Here is a 23167-nt window from a genome sequence, read left to right as displayed (position 1 = left end):
AAAGATCCCAGCTAATTTATATTAGACTAAAGTTGTTGATTTGACGGGATTTTTGAGTTTGCGATATATTAAATCGAAGTAACTAAACCCGCCCCTTTCGGGACGGGTTAGACCGTTTTACTGATATTTAAAGTTAACCGCTCCGTACGTATTGCCCGCAGAACCGTTTACGATCCGATCGCCGTAAGATGCATTATCGACTGATGCGGCCGATGTCGTCGACACGAAAGCCGTATTATTGTACCAATTATCCCCGTACTGAATCTCCAGACTGTATATATAGTAACTAGTATTTGGGTTCAACGTTACAGGCGTGATACCTCCGTACTTAAAGCCAAGGCTATCCGGCGCTCCTTGATTCATGTCCACGCTAGCCGTCGCGATCACCTTGCCGGAGGGATCTACCAACTTTACAGTATGCACTTTGTTATTGCCGGCATGATACATGCGTCCGAGCTGGGTAACCGTAATCGGAGTCGAACCGATTGTGAACTTGAAGCCGACCTGCTCGGTTACGTCCGTGCGGAGAGACGCCTCGTTAGGCTGAACCGCGGTAACGAATGAAGTACCCCCCGTTCCCGGATTGTTTATCGTGCAAGTCGTGCATTCGTACGTACGAGTACCAGATACGCTCATGATCGCATCTACGTTTCCGTTGGCATCGGCCGTCACCGTTACCGGTGAATCATTCGCCAATACAGTATGAGATGAGCCCGGCGTCTGATTCAAAAAGCGAATCCGGATGTCCGTCGGGAGCGACGGGGCATTCACGGTAAAAGAGGTCTGGCTGTTATAAGTCACGGTCAACGGTTGACTTCTCCACGTATATTTTACGACCGATCCCGACATTTCGCTGCTGATAAAAGGCGCAAGGATCAGTTCGTCGTACTGCGGCTGAAAACCGTAACCGTATGCGTAAAGTCCCCAAACCGGCATGACGTGCGTCGGGAACCAGTACTCGAAGCCGCAGCCCTGATACGGATTGTCACGATGCCAGGCTGAGCTGTCGTAGAGGCCGTCACCGTAGTAACGATTCAGGAAATTCCCTTCGTAAACAGGAATTTTGGTACGGTCGTTCAGCGCAGGGTAGCCGGCGAAGAAATCGCCTTCAGGCACCCCGTACCAGCCTCCGTTCTCGGCCCCCTTGCCGCAGCTCGGAGCGGTTGTTCCGGCTATGTACAAGTCGCGATAGTTCATAAAATGGTGATTAGCCTTGTTGGCGTAAACTTCGGATTCGACGCCGGCCACGATTTGCGCCTTGCGCTCGTTCGTGACGATGTCACTTTTCAGAACGGCGGCTTGCGTCGGAAGATGCCGTACGTCCTGATTGCCCGACCCGTATAAAAACGATTGCGTTATCGGAGACCACAATCCTCCCGCGGTAAAATCTTTGTTGAAGTTCGTTTTCAAGGTGGCGGCAACCGATTCGTAGGTTGCTGCTTTGGGGGTATTTCCAAGAACGTTGCGTTCAAGATTAGCCCATTGTAAAAGCGCGTCATAAAGAAGGGCCGAGGCGTAACCGTTATAGGTGCCAGTGGAGCTCTCCCAATAATCGTTGCTATAGATTGTGTCGCTCGTATTATTCATGTTTGTAACGAGGTTTGTAACCGGATCGATCTGATATCCGATCGCGTAGTCAAGTCCGGATTCAACCGATGCTTTCATGGTCTGTAACCAGGAGGCTTGACCGTCTAACGCGTAAGCCTTAGCCACTCCGAGAGCGTATCCCGATGCTTGATCGCGGTAACCTGTACCCCAATTGTACGATGTCGCAGACCCTGGACGGCAACAGAGCACTTGCCCCGTACCGCTCTCGATGAGATAATCCCTGATGTTCTCCAAACCGTATTTATAAGCCGTTACGGCTTCGGGGGATCCGAAAATTTCAATCAACTGCCCGATCCATTGCATCTCGAGCGGAGGCACCTCGCTCTTCATGACGGATGCCTCGGCAGACGCCCCGCGCTTTTTGTCTTGCATCATCCATCTCGCATAATTGTTGATCGCGTAGGACAAGGCTTGTTGGTCAACGCCGTAAAGTATTCCCAAATCGTAATAAATAGAAAGCGTATCCGGCACAAACGTAAGCGTAACGCTGTCTGTCTGGCCGTTCGTCACCGCTATCGGAGAGAAAATCGAGGCCCCGTCGCATCGCATTCGTCCGGTACAATCGTCCGTGCTGTAACCGAGAGGAGTGCCGGTGGCATATTGCAAATCCGTCGCGGAAACGACGGTGAACATCCGGAGAGCTCGGACCGTCGGGCTTGCTTGGGTAACAACCCTGCGTACTTCCGTCGCCGCGCCTCGATCTAACCCGCTGCGGTTGCTTGTCCCTGTTACTGAAAGGGCCAAACTCGTGCTTGGATTCAGCATCGTGTAGGAAATTTGCTCCTTTGAGACGCGGATGTTGGAATCGAAGCCCGCATCCGTACCGAGCCATTTGCGCTGCTTGTTGAGGAGCGTGCCGCCGATGGGAAAGTTCCCACCGTCTCCCGGCCACCGCATTTGCTCGAAAGCATGGTCTTCCCAGTTAATGATCGGCATCCCCTGCTCCCACACGGTCATGTTCGCCTTAAACGTCCGATCGATCTTCAGCGACACATTGGCGTCTGTTACGGTGAACGTCCACGTTTCATTTGCGGCCGACGTTGAAATGGAGGCGGTTACAACCTTGGTCGTCATATTCACGTTAACCGAGGGAGTAGCGATTCCTCCTTGCGTCGTCACCCAAGATCCATTGTAAATGCCGGTAAAAATGCCGGACCCTGTGCTCGTGTCCAGCGTCTGCTTTCCATCCACGACGAGTGAAGAGACTCTCGCCTGGGCGTTGTAGTCGAATACCAAGCTGTACCGACTCCCCGACATCGTAACCTTCTTGTTCGTCGTATCCTGCGTAATCGTGGCCGCAGCGGCAGCTTTCTTGCCAGGTCCCGTCATCGGCAGAAGCGTGATCGCCAGCGCCGCCAACAACAACTTCACTAACCCATTTTTCACGTGATTTCAGCTCCCATGCTATGGTTAGTATAAAAAAAAAGCGCCCTTGCCTGCCCTTTCTCCAAGCAATGACGCTTTGTTCCTCTAAACCTTGCTTTCTTGTCCGACAAAAACCCGTCTTAGAGCCTCGAGATAGCCGTTGCCATAACGCTCGTCCGGCAGTAAGTAACTGCCCTCGGTCCATTCGTTCCACGCGTTGATATAGACAATCTTGTGCTCATACGGCTGCAAAAGCGCGAAATCCCTTGCCTTCAAAGCCGCAATCTCGAAATGTGCCGGCGTATTGTTTTCGACGACTGGGTACCACGGGTACCCATTCATATCGCCAGCGCCGTCAAATTGCTCTGCGCGGGGAGAAGAATCCCACCCGTGCGTCAGCACCGGGTAATAGGGGATTTCGAGTTTATTTTTCATCGTCTCCCAGTGCGCCTTGGCAAGATCCAAGCTCTTTACGTAATCCTGGCGCTGCGGAGAACGAGGGTCGAACACACTGTTCGGATCGCTGATGTTTTTGCCATACGTAAAATCCCAGATCGTCTGGTAATTCGTTGCGCTCTCTATTCCCATTTCTTTTAAGTAATCTTCAACATCGAAATAATCGCCCATCGCATTAAGGTGAAGATCGGCTAAGCCCGCGCGACTCAAGCGTTCGCGGAATTTCTCGAACAGCCTCTTCGCGCCTTCGACGCCGATCGTTGCGACCATATGGTTCAAATTATACACGGTCATGACGGCTTTGCCGTCCAGTTTCCACACGCTCGGATGGAAGAAGAAGTTTTCGATCAAATAATCGACCATCTTTTCCATTGCCGGCAAATCGTATTCGCTCGGCATCAACAACGGCTTTTCTCGGGTACGTTTCATCGGGAAAATGTCGCACCAGTCATGGTTGGCCCACATCAATCCGAATTTGATCCTGTGGCTATTCGGCGCGTCGAGCAGCGCCTGCAGCGCGCGATGAAGATAAGGACCGTTATTGTACCAATACCAATCCATATGGAAGACCGTTACGCCATGATCTGCAGCAAGGTCGATCTGGCGGGTAGCGAATTCCGGATCGGTCTCGTCGAAGTATCCCCAAGCCGGAACCCTAGGCTGATAATGCCCTGGATATAAAGGCTTTGCGTTTTTGACAAGCTCCCACTCGGTCCAACCCCTTCCATGGAATTTCTCGTTGATCGGATCGACGTGCCAACTCGGGAAATAAATGGCGGCGACGTCGAATTTCGGGCTGTTCCCCATGGTTTCTCTCCTCCGGTTCTCTCTAAGATATTGTGCGGTAATGGACCGACGCGGCTACGATTTTACCGCGCCAGCGGTTAGACCTTCTTTGAAATGCTTTTGGAACAGTACATACAACACGATAAGCGGAAGCTGGATGATCACAAGCGCGGCGAATAATCCCGGCATGTTCGTCACGAAGTCAACCTGGAATTTGATCGGGATCGTCGTAACCATTTGCATCTTTTCCTTACGCATGAAAATCATCGCGAACAAGAATTCGTTCCAGCTCCCAAGGAAAGTAAATATCGTGACTATCATCGCGATTGGCTGGGTCAACGGCAAATAAATGCGAAGGAAAGATTGAAACACGCTGCAGCCGTCCACCAGGCCGGCTTCCTGCATTTCCTTGGGAAGCTGGTCCATGAAGCCTTTCGCCAACACGAGTCCAAACGGTGCTAAAATCGCGGTATAGGGAAATACGAGAGCCCAGTACTTGTTGAACCAATCGAACGAACGGACGATTTGAACGACGGGAACCGCGATGGCGATGCCGGGGATCATAAGAGCCAACAAAATCATCAGAAACAGGGCGTTCCTTAGCGGAAATCTCATCTTGGAAAAAGCGAACGCGGCCGGCATGGTGACCAAAAGCACGAGCACGATCGTGCAGACCGTGACGACGGTGCTGTTAAGAAGATTGCGTCCGAGATCGATCCGGGTCAATGCGTCGTAATAGTTATGAATTCCATGGCGTTCGAAGGAAGTTTTAAGCAATTCGTACAACGGAATGCAAAATGCGCAAACGATCGCGAGCAGAACCAAATGACGAAACCATTCGATTCGACGAATGAGCATACGACCGGCCTCCTAATTCGCCGAGCCGCGCGACAGGCGCAACTGGAAGATAGTAATCGTCATAGCGAACAGGATCATAACGCCTGCGACAGCGGAGGCATAGCCTTGCTCGTAAGTGACGAAAGCGCTGTTGAACATATACGTCGAAGGCATTTCCGTCGCATGAACGGGGCCTCCCCGGGTCAGCAAGTAGATGATGTCGAATATTTTGAGCGCGCTGATCGCCCCGATGATCGTTAGCGAAAAATGCGTGTCCCGAAGCATCGGCCAGACAACTTTGACCATCGTCTGCCGCCGGCTCGCGCCGTCGATACGGGAAGCTTCGAGCACCTCGTTCGGCAGCGATGTCATCGACGAAACATAAACGGACATGCTGAATCCGGTTCCCGCCCAAACGGTGATCGCAACGATCGAAAAAAGTGCGATACGCGGATCTCCGAGCCATTTCGCCGCCAGAAAGTCGAGTCCGATCGTCCGCAGGGACTCGTTGAGCAATCCTCCGTTATACGCCAGAAGATTCGTGAACACGTATGAGACGACGATCGGGGTCAAAATGACCGGCACGAATATGATCGTTTTGTAAGCCGTGAATATCTTTAGCGGACGACGCATGGAATAGGCTAATAGGAAACCAAGGATCATCTGGATACCGACGACGAGCACGGCGAACGTCACGAAGTTGCGCATCGATTGCCAAAAAACAGGATCATTGAACATTACCCGGTAATTTGCGAGACCGATATAGTTCATCGTTTTGTCGATGCCGTTCCATTCGAACAAGCTGATCCGAAACGTGTAGAGCAAGGGATAGAGAAGAAAGACAAGAAAAAAAGCCATAATTGGCGCGATATAGAGATAGGCGGAATACTGTCTGGTGCGCAATGATGTCCACTCCTTCCGTCTGCGGAGGTAAGCGAAGGGGAGGGGTTTCCCAGCTTCCTTCGCTTTTGCCGCGGTCTTGGGTGCTTATAATTAACGGATTACCTTGCGGAATCGATCGTCTTTTGAACCTCTGCCGCCGCATCGGCTCCGTTCATCTTACCGTAAGCCACTTTGGAGAGCACTTCGTACATTTTCTCCGCAACTTTGGCGTTGCCGATGCCGCGGTGAACCGGCGCCGTCTGCGAGACGATTTCGCCGATCCGGTCGCGGTTCGCTTTGGCGTTCGGGGACAACGCAACGGTCAACTCCACGGGATCTTTGGTCGGCGGCGTCGCTAGGAAGTGATCCATCATGATTTGCAGGCCTTTTTCCGTCGTCATGAATTTCAAAAATTCGAATGCCGCTTCCTTGTTTTTGCCGCTTTTGCTAAGCGCGTATCCGCCTACCGTGCTGAGCGTAGGTGGCGCTTTGCCGTCGCCGTTCAAGTCCGGGAACGGCATGACTCCCCATTCGGTCGCGTCGACTTTCGCTTTCAAATCGGCGTTCGCATAGATGTCGAGGTTCCAAGCGCCGTTGCTTTCGAATGCGCCGGCTTGGGTATCGATGAACGCGTTGTAGACGTCCATATATTCCGTCATGCTGAACGCGTCGTCTTGGAAAACCTTATCGGCGAACATCTTCTTCCAAAAGTCGAACGCTTTGACGACGTCCGGATCGGTAAACGGAATTTTCTTTGCGTAAGCATCATATTGCTTGCCTGGCGCGAAGTCGTTCAGAATAGTCTGGAACGTGTCGATCACGATCCAGGAGTCCTTTGCTCCGAGAAGCAGCGGCTGTTTGCCGTGTTGGCGGAGTGTATCGGACGCCTTCTTAAGCTCGTCGTACGTTTTCGGCTCAACGATGCCATATTCGTCCAGCATCGTTTTGTTATACCAGATCAAGCCCCCCGGAGAGATGTGCATCGGAATACCCATCGTCTTGCCGTCCAAGGAAACGTCGGCCAGAGTCGAATGAATGAATTTGTCCTTCCAACCGTCGCCCCATGCCTTAGCCGCGTATTCGTCGATTGGTTCTATTTGGTCTTTCAGGTTCGCAAGAGAAGTCGGGGAGTCGAATGCCAGCAGGTCAGGTGCGTCCCCGGACGCGAACGCTGTCTTGACCGCTGTCAAGTATTCGGAGAAGTTAGCGTGCAAACGAATGTCAACGGTAACTTCCGGGTGAACGGTTTTGTATTCCGCGACGATTTTATCCATATCTTCTTTGTAAGGCGTCCACGATTCGTAGACGATCGTTACCGGTTTGGCTTCCGCTGAAGTAGAAGAGGATGAAGAGGCCGTTTCTTTCGCCATCGGGGAAGAAGATGGGTTCGTACCGTTGTCGTTGTTTGAATTGCTACAAGCCGTAAGCGCGATCATGCCGATTAAAGCAGCAGACGTTACTTTCCATTTTGCCATTGGTGTACCACCCTTTTCGTCTTGATTAGTGATTGCTTCTTGATCCTGCGAGGGTCATGCAGTTTGTCCGGATCAGGGACCTCCGCGACGACCACCACCTCCAATAAAAAAATGAATCGATTCATAATTGTTCGAAATAAAATCAGTCACTTGGAAAACCGGCCGAACTCGAATTCGGCGTGAGCGCTGAAATCGGTAGATTCCCGAACGGCGATTTCCGTCGGAAAAACGTCGTTAATCTGTTCTTTCAATTCCCCTCGTAAAACCAGATCGATTATTTGAACCGCGCGTCGTGTCATTTCGTAAACGGGAACTGAAACAGAGGATAACTTGGGCGTTACGAGGGTAGACAACGGCTCATCGTCATAACCCATGACCGCGATTTCTTCGGGAATTCTCACTTTGCGGCTCTCCAAATACTTCATCGCTCCGATGGCCAGCGAATCGTTCGCACCGACGATCGCCGTTGGCCTCGGAAACCGCTTGAGCAGTTGCTGTATTCTGTTGTAACCGGCTTCAATCTGAAACGATTCACAATTGACGACCAAATTGTCGTCGTACGGAATGCCTGCCTCTTCTAAAGCAGTCAAAAACCCCTTCATCCGATCTTGCCCCGTCTTTAGCTCAAGACCGGCTGCCAAATACCCGATACGCTTGTGTCCAATATCGATGAGATGTTTTACCCCCATGTACATGCCGCTCTCGTCGTCAATATTGACGGAGTGTATTGCGGTTCCCGGGAAGTTGCGCTTGAACGAAACGACCGGGATTCTCTCTGCTAGTCGGAACAGTTCGTCAATGATGTCCTGCTTCCAGCCATACGTCGACACAATTAGACCATCCACGCCCCGCATCAGCACTTCCTGGATGACGTTAATCGGCATTTCTGTGTTGAATTCCATGGAATACAGCATCGGAACGCAGTTAATGTCCCTTAAGGCCAGGGAAACCCCCCGGAAAAATTCGACGAAATAAGGATCGTTCGATGTCGGCACCATCACGGCGACGGTATTCGTCGTCTTTGTTCGCAGACTTCTAGCAACCATATTAGGGCGGTAATTCAGCTCTTCGATTGCTCGTTGTACCTTGCGTTTTAACTTCTCTGATACGCCGGGACTTCCGTTTAAGACTTTAGAGACGGAACCAGTAGACACACCCGCCCGCAGCGCAACATCCTTCAACGTGTTCATACGTAACCTCATCGGAAATCGATTCATTTTTCTATTAATTAGAATTTAACGAAAAAATAAAGCGCTGTCAACATCCATTTTCGTCATCTGTTATTCGTCATCCAGCCGGAATACTTCTTTCATTGGCTTCATCCGCGGTTCGACATCTTTGGAATCCACTAAAGCCATAATCGGCGTTAGTAAGATCGACCATTCTTCATTGGCCGGATGGCTGCGGACGTAAGCCCATGCGCCGTCGATATCGTCGCATTCCATGTATGCGAACAAATCCGTTCCATCCATGAAAATAGAATAATTCCTAATTCCTGACTCCTTCAAAGCTTGCAGCAGACCCGGCAACACTTGCTCGTGGTGCTTGATGTAAATCTCCTCGCACCCCTTTTTCACGCTCATTCGATAAGCATGCCTTTTCATTCCAATACTCCTCTCGATATCGATGAATACTTTTTCCATTATAAATATTATTCGATATTCGTAAAGGGTGATTTAGGCATTTCGAAATACATTGGTTCGAAAAACATCCCATTCCACTGGGCTGTTTTTGATTTTTTTGAGTACTCACATAATAATAGGCTCTGTATTACATACTCAACATGTGTCAATGTGCTCAAACAAAATTGTTGTATCAGTCCATTCAAGAGTAGCTTTTTTACTCTTCTTTGTGAAACTCGTCATTGTACACCTTTGATATTCGAAATTACTTTTCTCAAAAATTTGTGATTTAAGTAAGGCAATATCGTTTAATTCTTTTTTGTAATTCCTCACCAATAATCACCTGCTCTCTCAGCTTCAACAATCCATCTTTCACATCATCGAGCTTATTTTATCCCTCTCTATCAAACAAACTTCTAGAAAGTCTCCCGAATAAATCAGCATTAATATGTAACAACCTGTTGGTTGTATTTGCATAACTTAATAATAAAACTTGTGCTTCTATTGATTGGACAATTTCTTCATAGAATTTCACTAAGATAAGTTCGAAGTTGGATTCTAATACGTTAAGAATCTTATTCGTATTATTATCTCTTAATGCCTTCTCTAATTGAATATTACTTACTCGCAGTTTCTTCTTATCTAAGATATTAGTTAATCCATCAGGAGTTAACATCCACATATTTAAGTTTTTTTGATTATTAGTAATACTCGAAAACAACCTAAAACCTCGAAGCTTGAATGAAAGTCGTGTGAATTGGTTCAATAGCCAGAATTGGTTTATATTTTTTTCAAGCTGCTCATGAATTCTATCTATCGAAGGTATTTTAGTTAAGTTTTGAATATAAAAATCAATGTCATCATACCCCAGATATTTCTTGTCGAGTAATGTAAGCAACCTTTCTGAGCACTCTGGATGATCAGAACGATTTAAATGATATAAATAATTTTGACGTATCCATGTACTGACTATCCACTCACGGTTTCGAATAATATATTCCAAGTTATTAACACCATCAATAAAGGCTTTATTTAAAATTGAAACAATTTGACGGTGCTCGTTAATAACTTCTTCAAGTTTATTTTTATTTGCATTAGCTATTGTTCTTCGCAAAATTCCGCGGGATCCATTCAGCTTAAAAAGAATAAAAATAGCAGCTATTACTATAAGTAAGTTCGGAATGTTTGAAATGATTTGATTTCCTATTTTACTTATTTGTACATCTCTTATTAGTGTCCAAATTTGATTTCCTAATGCCTTTAGTGAGACTTTGTGAAAAAGTATAGTAGCTATCAAAGCTGCCATAATAGAAGGCCATCGCCTTAATATATCAAGAACAATGTACAGGCATATTACTGCTTTTGAATCTAAAAACATAGCACGTTCAATTGGCTTACTATATAGAATGTTATCAAAGTAATATTTTTGCTTTAACATCATAAGTTCATTAAGCCGTAAGTATCCGATTTGGTACCACTTAATTATTCGAATTGCTGGGGCAGCCCACCCATTTACAACTAATCGTAATGTTATTAATTCATACAATCCTTTGATGACAAAGTTGATTCCCTCCCATAATTTCCCGTAAATAAATCTGCCACTCCAAACTAAAATCGAGTAGAACAAATATAACTCCAACCATTTATTAAAAGAAAAATAGCGCTCTACATACAAAAATAAACCATTAATCAATCGACCGACTTGATCCCAATATTCAGCTAAGGATATCCATACTACTGCTCCAATTAACCCTAAAAAAAGTGCTAATATTGTTATTCCTTTTTTCCAAAATGCTTGAAATGTAGTGAATAATAAAGTTGTCAACTTACTCCTCCGTGATAAGCAGCTTGGTTTTACGTTTCAATTCCACTTATTTTCAGGTCAACTCAAAAACCATTCAACAAGCCACAAAAAAACATCTTTAAAGCAATCGGCAGAAATAACCTTATGGTTGTCTCTGCCGTTTATTTAAAATCGCACCTATTAATTGTCACTTATTAATTGAAATGCCTTATTTGGTACCATAATAAATTTATAAGTCTCCGGATTCAATTTTTGTATCGCCTGACGAGTATCATTATCTTTAACAGTAATTCCTACGATGATTTGGCCGTCCTTCACTTTAGAAATTGTATTGAAAAACTGCTCCATATCATTAACAATGATACTATGCTGTGCTGGTTCATCAAACATTAGAACTCTTGGATGATTTCCACTTGTCTTATTTGAAGTTTGCAGTAAAGCTAAAATGAATGCCCAAATTGCTCGGATGTTGTCACTTGCAGATGAATCAAACTTCATATCAAAACCTTCAATCACGGGGAGATACGTATCCAAGGAAATCTCAACTTCGTTTACATTCAATACACTTTTGTATCCAAATAACTTAATATTATCAATGAAAAAATTGCGTAAAGTTCTTAATTTCTTCTCGTCCAACTCTGTAAACTTCTTATTTGGAAGAGATGATTTATCCTTTAAATATTCTTTCCATTCATCGGAAAGATCTCTTAACACTTCAAGTTCATTAATAACGACTTTAGATATACTGCTAAGTTTAGTTATTTCATTATCGATCTGTATTCGTTTATACACCATAGATTCAGACAAATTGTCATTCGTTGAATAGAGATCACTACGTAGCGATTTTGCAAGTCTTCGAAGCTTAAATAAATTTTGCTCTGCTTGTTCTATATTTTCATATAATAAATTTCTATTCTGTTCATGACTCCTTCTTGCAAATTCTAACATTTCTTTTTGTGCATTTAGATGTCTAATGTTTTCATCAATACTCATTACTTGCAAAACATGCGTATCATCCAGGTCTGGGATCAATGTATCCTTAATCGTTTGATTACAAACAGGGCACTTATCCTTCGAGGTCGATAATTCTAATTCCGAACCCAAATTACGAAGTCTAGCCGCATCCTTATTATTTCTAATATCCGCCTCAATAATTTCTAGACTATTAGTCAACCTATCTATGCTACTATTTTCTGAAGATATTAACCTCCTATGCTTAAATACAGTTTCTTCGTAGCTATCCATTAACTTTTCAGTAGCCTCTAATTCATCCTGTATCTCATCAAAGTTATCGACTATCTTAGGTTTGAATAAAACTAACTTTTCAAGCTGTTTATCTAGTTCTACAAGATAATTGTCCAGTCGTTCATTGTCCTTAAGAATCATTATTTTTGATAGTTCTTCTTCCGAAATGATTCTAGGATTTAGCGGCAACCCTTGAATTTCGCAATCTTCTCCACCTACAATTTGCAATAATCCCTTTACAAGCGCTTCCCATCTTTGTTTAATGCTACTCTCGGATAATCTTAATTTGTCTTTCTTCTTCTCATTATCCAGTGTGTCCAAATTAAGAATGTATTCTATTACACGCTTTTTAGATTCACGTATACCTAATACAGGCATTCCAGATAAAATGTCTGCCCATCCATGCTTTTGTTCAATAAACATTCCAGCAAAAATAAGTTGTAGATATAATTTTCTCGTAACATCATCAGTTGCGGGTACAAGAGGCAACTCAATATGTAAAAAAGTTTCTAAGAAACGATGAAATCCTTTTATATTTGTAGCTGAATTAGGCATATGAACATACATATCTTCATAGAAAACCGCTGACTCCCTCAGCTTGTTGATGCTAGCGTGATATACAGTAATTAGTTTATTGTCTCTATTCTCCATTTTCGCTGCACGGTATATTGTAATCACTTCAAGTCCATTGGTAATTTCTAAATAAGCACCTGACTCTAAAACTGGCCATACTGCATCTCCATCTTCAAGCCTTGATTTGTAAACGGATGTAAGAACCTTCTCTCCTTTCCCACCGATTATTTCTTCAAAACCCAAACAATAGTATATAGAAGCAATTATTGAACTCTTCCCGCGAGTATTATCCTCACTTGCTATGAAATTTAGTCCACCATTAAATTCTTCATCAAATCCGTATAGGCCATTACTAGTGTTTATTTCTATTTTTAATCTATTTATCCTCAACATCAGAGTACCTCCAAAAAGAAGTAAGTGCCTTAATTTTCTCATCAGTCAACTTTTCGCCTAGATCAAATAAGTACCTCTTTTCATCAATTAAAATATCTTTGTCCTTCATAATACCTCTAACGTAAGCCTTACCTTTTTTGGTCAACCTAAACAATCCATTCTGTTGCTGAAACATTAGCCCTTCGGCAATAGCATATTTCACGCCATGATTGACCGCAGGATCGAATCTCACAACTGTGTAGTTTGAAGAATTATTGAAAACAAATTCTTTAAGCCGTTTCATATCATCGATGGTGCTAAGACCCACAGAAATCATATGCAACTTTAATATTGAACACCCACCACGACAGCAGAGTTCTATAATCAAACAGAGTTGGGCCAGTTTGTAGCTGATTCTATAGTTATATGGTACGGCAGTGGGTCTTGCATCAATTATTACTTCATCAGCAATTAAATATTTGTTATCCATGAATATCACCTACTTTTAAACTGCATCGAACAATCAGCAAGCCAGCCGCTAATTATATCGGTCTTTAATTCCATAACTGATGCTAAAGTGAGATACTTAAATTGTTGCTCCAATCTATCCTGAAGATCATCAAGTATTTCGTTAAACAATTTTGCATTAATACTTCGATCCATATTCATCTTAGTTTTAATAATGACTTGTTTCTTGTAACTCTGTTCTAACTGGTATATATCCTCATAGATCTCTGAGTATGACACGCGCAATAACTTGAATAACTCAATCCCTTTAATATAGGAATCAACGTACATATTAACTATATCGATGTAGTCTGGATCAGACTCGTCTACATCACCCATCACAGCTTTTACTTTTCTTTTAATGTTATTTATTTTTTCAGAATCACATTTTGACCACTCAGGATTTGGCATGTGATAAATAGCTAAGTTTAATTGCATATCAGTTAAGTTAGTTCTAATAATTTTTGATATTTCTATTTTAAGATCCTCAGCTTGCTTAATAACTACAACAAATTCTTCAGCTATATATTCATATTTCTTTGGTTCCTTTTTCTTTTTCTCCAGAACCTCTTTGCGTTTACTTTCTGCATGAACAATAATTCTTGCGTCCTTATACTGTGGAATAACAAAGTGCCATTCTTTTATTTGGGGAACACCAAGAGCTTTTAGCCTTTGGGCATACTCATCATCTACAAGTTTGTTGATGTCTTTTGTCATTTTATCTCTAAGATGAGCATATAACTCTTCATCAGAATATTCACGTTCTGGACAATAGCACTGGTATACCCTCCCGGATCGAGTAAACCCCTCGATTCCTGCATCTCCACCGTGAACAGCCGGTATCTCTGTGAAATGTTCATCTTGATACTTCATTCGATAGCAAGAAGTACATAGCTTTTCCCATGCCTCCCCGTTCATTGGCCCCTCTATAAAGCTCAGTATCATTCGTCTGTCCCACCTAACAAATTAATAGAAATTGAACTTCTCTCATTAGATTCTTTGCTTAGGCAATTTACATCTACAATAAATGTCTTAAAGGAATTAATGTAACGAATTTTAACTAATTGAAAGACTCCAAATAATTGGACGACAACCACCTCATTATTAATAAAAAACAGGTGATCTCCTATTTGAGGATTTAACAATCTATTCATCCTCCGTAAATGTATTTGTAGATAGGAATAAAGTACGCCGTAAGAAAATAATACCAAACTTTTATGTCGAATAATGTCATATCATGTCTTTACATGAATTAAATAAATGCTTAAAAAGGCAACCAGAAATTATTATTCTGGTTGCCTTTCATGTAGTGGTTCCACTCTATTAATAACTTGGATGTTCTTCTACAAACACTGTATTTCATTTAGTTTGTGCGCGAGTATTTGCCTTGTTTTTAAAGAAATATCTCTATAAGACCTTCGATATGACAAAATAGTATCAATGGTTACGATCTGATAATCATAGTAAGTCCTTAGCTGCCATACGAGAGCCGGTAGGTGGCGTAGCTGATACTGCTCCTTCGTCTCATGGTTAAAGGTAGATGCCTGCTGTACGTCTTTATACGCCCTCTCTCCGTTTTATCCAATCCATTCATGATTGTATAAGCACCTACGCGTGTACCGGGATTAGAACTAATTAAACTTCTCGCGATCTCTTCAACCCTTTTGGAAAGTAGACTATTGCCGAAGAATCTTCTCCATTCATCGCCTTAATGAAAGGGAAAACCTGCGTACCGACAATATCGAAAATCATCCGAGGATCCTTCGTTTTAAATCGGCTCCAACGCATCGACTGACCCTGTTCGTCCTGTGGGAACAACTTCGTAACCGACTCTCCACCCAGCGCCTCGATACTTTCATTCTCCAATTCCTTCTCATCCAACGAACGAATGAACATCAAGTATGTAAGTTGCTCTATAACCGTCAACGGGTTTGTGATGCCGCCCGCCCAAATATTCGTCCATATTTTATCAACCTTGTTACGAATCTCGCCTGTCAGCATTAAGTAAATCCTACCTTCCTAGCAATCCTAAGTTGTAATCTAATATCTATTATAAGGCCACTAAGTTAATAGTGCATTAGACATATTTCAACAGCTCTAGTGACTTAATAGTGATTCAATTTCGTCTTAATAAAATCAATGATTTCATCCTGATCAACTGCTTTTAATTTATCGAATAGCATAAGTAAATCTGATTCTATTTCATTGACCTCATTCACACCGATAACCTTATTATTCGAACTAGTCGTTCCAAATACAATCCACGATATATCCGTATGGAATTCATTGACGATCGAAATAATGATCTCTAATGAGGGCTTATACTTATCCTGTTCCAATTCACTAAGCGTAGCTTGCGAAATACCCACTCGACTTGAGAATTCATTCTGGTTCATTTCGTTGAGTTTCCTGATCCTCTTAATACGTCCGCCTAATGTTTCGATTCGAATTACCCCCTTTAAATAAAAACAGTCCCGATGAGCGCTTGCATCATCGGGACTGACATAGTTGGTTCACGACTTTATTTACTGATTCACGACATTTTTTACTGGTTCATGACTTTTTACTGGTTCACGACTTTTTTATCATCAGACATTAGAAGAGGTTAACGCGGTAAACTTACTCCACCGTCACGCTCTTCGCCAGGTTCCGCGGCTTATCCACGTCGTGGCCCAGCGCCAGCGAAGCGTAGTAGGACAGCAGCTGCAGCGGCACGACGGACAGGGCCGGCGTGAGCAGCGGCAGCGTGCGAGGAATGGCGAAGTGGGTATCGACCGACTTCGCCACTTCGGCTTCGTGGCCCTCGTTGACGATGCCGAGCACGTCGGCGCCGCGCGCCTTCACTTCCTTAATGTTGCTAAGTGTCTTCTCGTACAGATCCTCCTGCGTGAGCAGCGCGATGACCGGGACGCCCTCCTCGATCAGCGCCAGCGTGCCGTGCTTCAGCTCGCCCGCCGCATACGCCTCGGAGTGGATATACGAGATCTCCTTCAGCTTCAGCGAGCCTTCGAGCGCGACGGCGTAGTCGATGCCGCGGCCGATGAAGAACAGGTTGCTGTGCTTCGAGATCGCCTCGGCGATGCCCTTCACGGTCTCGGCCTGCGCGAGGATCTTCTCCACCTGCTCCGGTAGCGAGTCCATCGCGGCCAGCACGTGCGCGATATCCGCTTCGCTCTTCGTGCCCCGCGTCTGCGCCAGATACAGGCCGAACAGGTAGAACGCGATCAGCTGCGAAGTGTACGCCTTCGTCGAAGCGACGGCGATCTCCGGCCCCGCCAGGGTGATGATGACATCATCCGCTTCGCGGGCGACCGAGCTGCCGACGACGTTCGTGATCGCCAGCACGCGCGCGCCGCAGCGCTTGGCTTCGCGCAGCGCGGCCAGCGTGTCGGCCGTCTCGCCGGATTGGCTCACGACGATGACGAGCGTCTCCGGCGTGATGATCGGCGAGCGGTAACGATACTCGGATGCGACGTCCGTCTCGACCGGGAGGCGCGCCAGTGATTCGATGACCGTCTTGCCGACCATGCCGGCGTGCATCGCGGTGCCGCAGGCGACGATATGCACGCGGTTGATGCCGCGCAGATGCTCCGGCGTCACCTTCAGCTCCGGCAGAACGACGGAGCGCCCGTCTTCGCTGATCCGTCCGCGCATCGTGTCGCGGTACGCCTTCGGCTGCTCGTGAATCTCCTTTAGCATGAAGTGATCGTAGCCGCCCTTCTCGGCGGTCATGAGATCCCAGTCGACGTGGAAGACGTTCTTCGCGATCGGGTTGCCCTCGATCGTCAGCAGCTCGACGCCGTCCCGCGTCAGCACCGCCATCTCGCCGTCCTCGAGGATGTAGATGTCACGCGTGTACTCCAGAATCGCCGGGATGTCCGACGCGATGAACTTCTCGCCTTCGCCCACGCCGATGATGAGCGGGCTGGCGTAGCGGACCGCGACGAGGCGGTCCGGCTCATGCTCGGTCAGGACGCCGAGCGCGAACGCGCCGCGCATCTTGCGGACCGCCTTCTGCACGGCCTTCACGATGTCGCCTTCGTACTCCACGGCGACCAGGTGGGAGATGACTTCGGTATCCGTCTCCGACAGGAAGCGGTGACCCGCCTGCACGAGCTCTTCCTTCAGCTCCAGGTAGTTCTCGATGATGCCGTTATGCACGACGGAGAACTTCAGCGAGTTGTCCGTGTGCGGATGCGAGTTGACGTCGGACGGCTTGCCGTGCGTCGCCCATCGCGTATGCCCGATGCCGACCGTGCCGTACAGCGGCTCGCCCGTCAGCCGGTTCTCCAGGTTGGCCAGACGGCCGACGGTCTTCGTCACTTCGAGCTTCTGGCCCGTATGCACGGCGATGCCCGCCGAATCATACCCGCGGTATTCCAGCTTCTTCAGCCCTTCGATCAAGATGGGCTGGGTCTCCCGATATCCGATATAACCTACGATTCCACACATATTGAAATAGACCTCCGTTTCAGTTGTGAACGTCCCAAGGACGTACCGGCAACCGAAACCAAGCCGCATGCCTTCTACAAGCCGTATGAAACCAGGGGTCATGCGCAGAGCGCCTGGACGCTTCCCGTAGAAGCCGTCAGCCTCGTCGCATCACCCTCACGACATGTCCGCAAGCGACCGGATTCCGGTCCGCCGGACATTGCATTGCATAACTTCTCACGCCCATGCTCGCGGATGAGTCGATGTCGACTCTTCGCGAATCCATGGACCTTCATGGTTTATTCTGCACCGTACCGGAATATTGTACGCTCGGTTGCCCTGAACGCTTTGTCTTCCGGCTGTCGGCCCCGATGCGGGCCGGGAGGTCCCCGCCGAACATTTCCGAACACCTCCACCTCGTCAACTTGCCCCATGTCAGGCGACAAGTTCTGGCGCTTTTCGTGCTTCTTCCCCTGCAGCCCTGCCTCTCCGTTCCAGAATATACTCCCTATCATATTCGTTTTGAAAATGCCTTGCAACCTCTGTCGGCACAATTTCCTGAAACTGCATCTATTGCCGCATGTCTGCCAAGCCCATCGCCCCATGGTTTCCGATCCTTGGACTCAGACGCGAACCGCCCGCGGATAAAGAGAAAGTCCCCGATGCGCCGGGCACCGGGGACGAGTCATAAATGGAATTAGACCAGTTCTTGGCGAATGACGTCGGCGATCGCGCCGACATGACCTTCGATCTCCGCGCGGTCGGGCCCCTCCGCCATGACGCGGATCAGCGCCTCAGTACCGGACGGACGCACGAGCACGCGGCCGTTGTCGCCGAGCGCGGCCTCAGCGGCCGCTACGGCTGCGCCGATGGCGGCGTTGCCTTCGTACTTCGACTTGTCGGCTACGCGGACGTTCACGAGCACCTGAGGGAACTTGCGCATCGCCTTGCGCAGCTCGCCGAGCTTCTTGCCGGAGGCCACGACCGTGTCCACGAGCTGGAGGCCGGACAGGATGCCGTCGCCGGTCGTGTTCAGGTCGAGGAAGATGACGTGCCCGGACTGCTCGCCGCCGAGGTTGTAGCCGCCGCGCACCATCTCCTCCATGACGTAGCGGTCGCCGACCGCCGTCTTCGCCGTCCGCAGGCCGAGCGGCTCGGCCGCCTTGAAGAAGCCGATGTTCGCCATGACCGTCGTGACGATCGTGTCGTGCTTCAGCTTGCCCGCCCGCTTCATGGCGTCGCCGCAGATGAGCAGGATGAAGTCGCCGTCGACCTCCTCGCCGTTCTCGTCGATCGCGATGAGGCGGTCGGCGTCGCCGTCGAACGCCAGCCCGAGATCGGCGCCGTGCGCCTTCACCTGCTCCGCGAGCAGCTCCGGATGCGTCGAGCCTACGCCGTCATTGATGTTCAGCCCGTTCGGCTCCGCGCCGATCGCGACGACCTCCGCGCCCAGCTCGCGGAATACCGCGGGCGCGAGCTCGAACGCCGCGCCGTGCGCGCAGTCGAGCACGATCTTGATCCCCTTGAACGACGCCGATACCGTTGTCTTCAAGAAGTCCACGTAGCGCCGCTTCAAGGCGAGATCCGTCTGCACCGTGCCCAGGTCCTTGCCGATCGGGCGCGGCAGCGCGTCTTCCTCCGCGTCGAGCAGGCGCTCGATCTCCGCTTCCTTCTCGTCCAGCAGCTTAAAGCCGTCGCCGCCGAAGAACTTGATGCCGTTGTCCTCCACCGGGTTGTGCGAGGCGGAGATCATGACCCCCGCGTCCGCGCCCAGCGTGCGGGTCAGGTAGGCGACCGCAGGCGTGCTGACGACGCCCAGGCGGACGACGTCCGCGCCGATGGACAGCAACCCTGCCACGAGCGCGCTCTCCAGCATCGCGCCCGAAACGCGCGTGTCGAGGCCGATCACGACGCGCGGACGCGCGGCCCCTCCCGACAATACATAGCCGCCGCAGCGGCCGATCTTATAAGCCAACTCTGCCGTCAATTCGCGGTTCGCAACCCCGCGTACGCCGTCTGTTCCGAAATATTTGCCCATCGTCTCGTATCTTCTCCTTCATCCGCTTACTAGCCGCTGTACGAGCCGGCTTACGTCCGACCGCTAGCTGCTCCCGCGAGGGAAGTCAGCCTTCGGTCTTCGTCTGATCGTTCGTGCTGTCCGCTCCGCCCGTGCCCGCGCCGTCCCCGGGCGCCGGCGTCCCGTCCGGCGAACCGCCCGCAGGCAAGTCCGGCGTCGGACTCTCGCCAGGCGGCGTGGTCGCGGGGACGTCCGGCGCAATCTCGACGGTGATCGTCACATGGCCGCCCGTCTGATTGATGAAGCGCGGCAGGCTCACGCGGAGCGGCACGGTGTAGGTCCCCGGACCGCGGCCCGACAAGTCGGCCTCCACCGTCACGTCGCCGGGCTGCAGCTTATCCAGCATTGCCGGCGCGCCTTGCATGGTAATGTCCACTTTGCCCGTCGCGGGCTCCGTGATCTTCGCGACGAGACCGTCGCCCAAGCCTTTGATCGTCACCGGCAGTCCTTGCAGGGAACGCGTCGAGGACAAGACGATCTCTACGTTGATCGCCAGTTCCTTCGGCGAGATCTCGGTTATATTCTTCAAGCCGCCGAGCGGTATCGCAACCTTGCCCGACTTGGTCAATTCATTCAGCCGCACGTCGGCTTCGACGAAGTCGATCTTGTCGAGCTCGTTCTGCGGCCCGTAGATCGTCACCTTGTCCGTCTCCGGCTGGAAGGCCGAGATGCTGAGACCGGGCGGCAGGCTGCCAGTAAGCTTGAACCGCACCGGCACCGTCTTGAACGGGTTCGTGATCGGCACTTCCAGCTCGAGCACCGCCGGGTCGATGACGGCGCCTTCGATCGGCCTGCCCTTGGCATCGTAGGCGACGAGCTTGACGGTCTTGTCCTTCAAAGTCGCGTCCGCCCCCTCGATCTTGATCGAAGCGCCGACGTGGTCCACTCTCTCCATCTCGCTGGCCGGCAGCGTCACGTGCACCCGGTTGGTCGGACGCAGCACGGGCGTTCCCGCCTTGTATCCGGCCTTGGGCGCGCCCTCGGGGATGACCTGCACTTCGAATTCCTTGGTCTGCAGCTCCTCGATCGTGACCGTCACCGTGGACGGCGAGACGGCGAGCGATTGGATCCCTCTCGGCAGATCCGATCGCAGCGGCAGCGTATGCGTCCCCGCGGTCAGACTGCCCAAGTCGACCTGTACCGTATAGTCGCTCGTGCGGGCGGCCACCAGATCGTTGCGGGTCCCCCTTACGGTGATCCGAACCTTCTGCGGCGTGATTTCCCGCAAGACATAATTGCGTTCGTCGAGCCCGACGGCTACGACTTTGACATCGTTGATCGTTCGGTTCTCGAGCAGCGACGCGACGCTGCTCGGCGTCCGGGACTCCGGATCGAAGTGAACGACCGCCCACAGCAGAATCCCGAGCGCGAGCGAGACGATCTTGATCGCGGTCGGATGGCTGAGCCATTTATCCACGGTCGCCTTCCTCCTTCCGCTTCCAGAAGGCCCACCCGCTGCCCTTGGCTTTGTCCTTCGTCGGACGCAGCTCCTCGAACAGCTTGGAGATCAGCGATTCTTCCTTGATATCCCGGACGATCTGGCCGTTCAGCGCCAGCGAGACATGGCCCGTCTCCTCGGAGACGACGACGGAGATCGCGTCGGACACCTCGCTGATCCCGATAGCGGCGCGATGGCGGGTGCCGAGCTCCTTGCTGATGAAGGGATTCTCCGACAGCGGCAAGTAACAGCCAGCGGCCATGATCTCGTTGTCCCGCATGATGACGGCGCCGTCATGCAGCGGCGTGTTCGGGATGAAGACGTTGATGAGCAGCTCCGAGCTGACCTGCGACTTCATCTTGATGCCCGATTCGATATAGTCGTTCAAGCCCGTGCTGCGCTCGAAGACGATTAGCGCCCCGATCTTGCGGCGGGCCAAATATTGAACGGCCTTCATCACTTCGTTGATCCGATGGCTGATATCCGGGTCTACAGGAGAAGAGCGGCTGAACAGTCTGCCTCTGCCCAACTGCTCGAGCGCCCGCCGCAGCTCCGGCTGGAAGATGATCGCGATCGTCACGACTCCGAAGGTGAACATCTGGTTCATGAGCCATTTGAGCGTGTACAAATTAAGCCATGTGCTGAGCGCATAGGTAATCACGAGCAGCAAGATGCCTTTGAGCAGCTGCACCGCCCGCGTGCCGCGAACGAGCAGGATCATGCGGTACATCAGATAACTTACGATTAGAATGTCGGCGGCGTCCTTGATCGCGCCCGCCCATGTCAAATTCTCGAAATAATCCAAGACGCACCCCCCGTTTGGCGTCTCGATCGGGATTCCCGAATCATGTCATTTAGGATATATCCATATTGTCTTCTCTACTCGCGCTTCTAAATCCTGTCTAGAATACAAAAAAACCTCCCCGATGTCCAGGGAGGTCGGCCTCTGGGCGGCACCCGCGCCGTGCACTCGAACGGTCACGAGCCATAAGCGACGGTGTCGAACCATGAGGTCACTTTGTACCAAACCCAGTCCAGCGCGCGATCGACCGTCTTCACCTTGCCCGCGATATGGGCGGTGGAAGCTAGCGTGACATGGCCGTCGATGATCGTCAAGTTGCCTTCGACGTCGCCGAGGACCTGCGCCTCGCCATTCTCGATCGTCAGGTTGCCCGCGACCTTCTGGCCGGCCGGCACGATGACGGTATTTCCTTTAATTACCACATGTTCCAAGTCCCCTCGGACGCTGAGCTGCTCGTCTTGGTTCCACATCGCGACGAAGCTCGAGAGCATGACGATGAGGAAGAAGGCGGCCGCCGATGCGGCCGGGTGTCGTTGAACCCAGCCGGTCCAAACCTTCGGCTTGCGCGACTTGGGGAGAGACTTCATAATCCGGTCTGTCAGATCGCCTGAGACCGACACGGAGGGCAACGCATGCGCCAGCGCGTCCGTCCGCTCCAGCGAGCGGAACCGGGCCTGGCACTGCGGACATTCACGAAGATGGAGCTGCAGCAGCTTGCACTGATCGCGCGGCAGTTCCTGATCTAGATATTCATGCATCAACCTCGCGGCATCGCTGCACTTCATGAGAGCCATCCCTTTCTGCATGGGGGAAGTTCGTTCCTCCGTAGCTAATGCTTCTATACTGTACGTAATGCTGCGTTCCGCGGTTTCATCTTTCCCGCTAGG

Annotated in this window: 18 protein-coding genes; all 18 read right to left on the bottom strand. The window is 49.5% G+C overall.

What is annotated here, in order from left to right; genetic code table 11:
- Positions 1-117: 117 nt before the first annotated feature.
- Positions 118-2994 (bottom strand): hypothetical protein, encoded by a 2877-nt coding sequence (locus H7C19_RS11325; RefSeq protein ID WP_185142755.1) that lies wholly within the window; start codon positions 2992-2994, stop codon positions 118-120.
- Positions 2995-3078: 84 nt separating this feature from the next.
- A complete protein-coding gene (locus tag H7C19_RS11320; protein ID WP_185142754.1) occupies positions 3079-4236 on the bottom strand; it encodes a glycosyltransferase WbsX family protein in 1158 nt (385 codons plus the stop codon).
- 54 nt (positions 4237-4290) lie between these two features.
- The gene (locus H7C19_RS11315) at positions 4291-4830 is read right to left on the bottom strand and encodes a carbohydrate ABC transporter permease (protein ID WP_221469192.1); all 540 of its coding nucleotides are present in this window, start codon (positions 4828-4830) and stop codon (positions 4291-4293) included.
- 255 nt (positions 4831-5085) lie between these two features.
- Positions 5086-5955 carry a carbohydrate ABC transporter permease gene (locus H7C19_RS11310; RefSeq protein ID WP_185142752.1) on the bottom strand — a complete coding sequence of 290 codons (870 nt, stop codon included), beginning with the start codon at positions 5953-5955 and terminating at the stop codon, positions 5086-5088.
- 98 nt (positions 5956-6053) lie between these two features.
- The gene (locus H7C19_RS11305; protein ID WP_221469191.1) at positions 6054-7304 is read right to left on the bottom strand and encodes an ABC transporter substrate-binding protein; all 1251 of its coding nucleotides are present in this window, start codon (positions 7302-7304) and stop codon (positions 6054-6056) included.
- Positions 7305-7555: 251 nt separating this feature from the next.
- A complete protein-coding gene (locus tag H7C19_RS11300; RefSeq protein WP_185142750.1) occupies positions 7556-8599 on the bottom strand; it encodes a LacI family DNA-binding transcriptional regulator in 1044 nt (347 codons plus the stop codon).
- A gap of 90 nt (positions 8600-8689) precedes the next feature.
- Positions 8690-9052: an L-rhamnose mutarotase gene (locus H7C19_RS11295; RefSeq protein ID WP_221469190.1), complete on the bottom strand. Its 363-nt coding sequence runs from the start codon at positions 9050-9052 to the stop codon at positions 8690-8692.
- A 370-nt stretch (positions 9053-9422) separates the two neighbouring features.
- Positions 9423-10856: a hypothetical protein gene (locus H7C19_RS11290; RefSeq protein WP_185142748.1), complete on the bottom strand. Its 1434-nt coding sequence runs from the start codon at positions 10854-10856 to the stop codon at positions 9423-9425.
- Positions 10857-11015: 159 nt separating this feature from the next.
- Positions 11016-13046 (bottom strand): hypothetical protein, encoded by a 2031-nt coding sequence (locus tag H7C19_RS11285; protein ID WP_185142747.1) that lies wholly within the window; start codon positions 13044-13046, stop codon positions 11016-11018.
- Positions 13030-13515, bottom strand: a complete 486-nt coding sequence (locus tag H7C19_RS11280; protein WP_185142746.1) for a hypothetical protein — start codon at positions 13513-13515, stop codon at positions 13030-13032. Before H7C19_RS11280 ends, H7C19_RS11285 begins: the two co-directional genes overlap by 17 nt.
- A gap of 5 nt (positions 13516-13520) precedes the next feature.
- Positions 13521-14477 carry a hypothetical protein gene (locus H7C19_RS11275; RefSeq protein ID WP_185142745.1) on the bottom strand — a complete coding sequence of 319 codons (957 nt, stop codon included), beginning with the start codon at positions 14475-14477 and terminating at the stop codon, positions 13521-13523.
- A gap of 690 nt (positions 14478-15167) precedes the next feature.
- Entirely contained in the window at positions 15168-15533 is a 366-nt protein-coding gene (locus tag H7C19_RS11270; RefSeq protein WP_246469437.1) for a type I restriction-modification system subunit M N-terminal domain-containing protein, read from the bottom strand.
- A gap of 104 nt (positions 15534-15637) precedes the next feature.
- Complete coding sequence (locus tag H7C19_RS11265; protein WP_313731566.1) at positions 15638-15955, bottom strand: helix-turn-helix domain-containing protein; 318 nt, start codon at positions 15953-15955, stop codon at positions 15638-15640.
- A 196-nt stretch (positions 15956-16151) separates the two neighbouring features.
- Entirely contained in the window at positions 16152-17984 is a 1833-nt protein-coding gene (glmS, locus tag H7C19_RS11260) for a glutamine--fructose-6-phosphate transaminase (isomerizing) (RefSeq protein ID WP_185142743.1), read from the bottom strand.
- Positions 17985-18660: 676 nt separating this feature from the next.
- Positions 18661-20001: a phosphoglucosamine mutase gene (gene glmM, locus H7C19_RS11255; RefSeq protein WP_185142742.1), complete on the bottom strand. Its 1341-nt coding sequence runs from the start codon at positions 19999-20001 to the stop codon at positions 18661-18663.
- An 85-nt stretch (positions 20002-20086) separates the two neighbouring features.
- On the bottom strand, positions 20087-21457 hold the full coding sequence (locus tag H7C19_RS11250; RefSeq protein WP_185142741.1) for a CdaR family protein: 1371 nt from the start codon (positions 21455-21457) through the stop codon (positions 20087-20089).
- Positions 21450-22283 (bottom strand): diadenylate cyclase CdaA, encoded by an 834-nt coding sequence (gene cdaA, locus H7C19_RS11245; protein ID WP_185142740.1) that lies wholly within the window; start codon positions 22281-22283, stop codon positions 21450-21452. Before cdaA ends, H7C19_RS11250 begins: the two co-directional genes overlap by 8 nt.
- Before the next feature lie 173 nt (positions 22284-22456).
- Positions 22457-23065: a zf-HC2 domain-containing protein gene (locus tag H7C19_RS11240; RefSeq protein WP_185142739.1), complete on the bottom strand. Its 609-nt coding sequence runs from the start codon at positions 23063-23065 to the stop codon at positions 22457-22459.
- Positions 23066-23167: the final 102 nt, after the last annotated feature.

Origin of the sequence: Cohnella nanjingensis, assembly GCF_014212125.1 — a bacterium.
Taxonomy (GTDB): Bacteria; Bacillota; Bacilli; order Paenibacillales; family Paenibacillaceae; genus Cohnella; species Cohnella nanjingensis.
The sequence above is the reverse complement of the archived record's forward strand: the minus strand, read 5'-3'. Positions and strand labels throughout refer to the sequence as shown.

Coding starts and splice junctions, on each gene's coding strand:
- H7C19_RS11320 (WP_185142754.1), bottom strand. CDS start 4,236: ATGGGGAACAGCCCGAAATTCGACGTCGCCGCCATTTATTTCCCGAGT.
- H7C19_RS11315 (WP_221469192.1), bottom strand. CDS start 4,830: ATGAGATTTCCGCTAAGGAACGCCCTGTTTCTGATGATTTTGTTGGCT.
- H7C19_RS11305 (WP_221469191.1), bottom strand. CDS start 7,304: ATGGCGAAAGAAACGGCCTCTTCATCCTCTTCTACTTCAGCGGAAGCC.
- H7C19_RS11300 (WP_185142750.1), bottom strand. CDS start 8,599: ATGAACACGTTGAAGGATGTTGCGCTGCGGGCGGGTGTGTCTACTGGT.
- H7C19_RS11295 (WP_221469190.1), bottom strand. CDS start 9,052: ATGGAAAAAGTATTCATCGATATCGAGAGGAGTATTGGAATGAAAAGG.
- H7C19_RS11285 (WP_185142747.1), bottom strand. CDS start 13,046: ATGTTGAGGATAAATAGATTAAAAATAGAAATAAACACTAGTAATGGC.
- H7C19_RS11280 (WP_185142746.1), bottom strand. CDS start 13,515: ATGGATAACAAATATTTAATTGCTGATGAAGTAATAATTGATGCAAGA.
- H7C19_RS11275 (WP_185142745.1), bottom strand. CDS start 14,477: ATGATACTGAGCTTTATAGAGGGGCCAATGAACGGGGAGGCATGGGAA.
- H7C19_RS11270 (WP_246469437.1), bottom strand. CDS start 15,533: ATGCTGACAGGCGAGATTCGTAACAAGGTTGATAAAATATGGACGAAT.
- glmS (WP_185142743.1), bottom strand. CDS start 17,984: ATGTGTGGAATCGTAGGTTATATCGGATATCGGGAGACCCAGCCCATC.
- glmM (WP_185142742.1), bottom strand. CDS start 20,001: ATGGGCAAATATTTCGGAACAGACGGCGTACGCGGGGTTGCGAACCGC.
- H7C19_RS11240 (WP_185142739.1), bottom strand. CDS start 23,065: ATGAAGTGCAGCGATGCCGCGAGGTTGATGCATGAATATCTAGATCAG.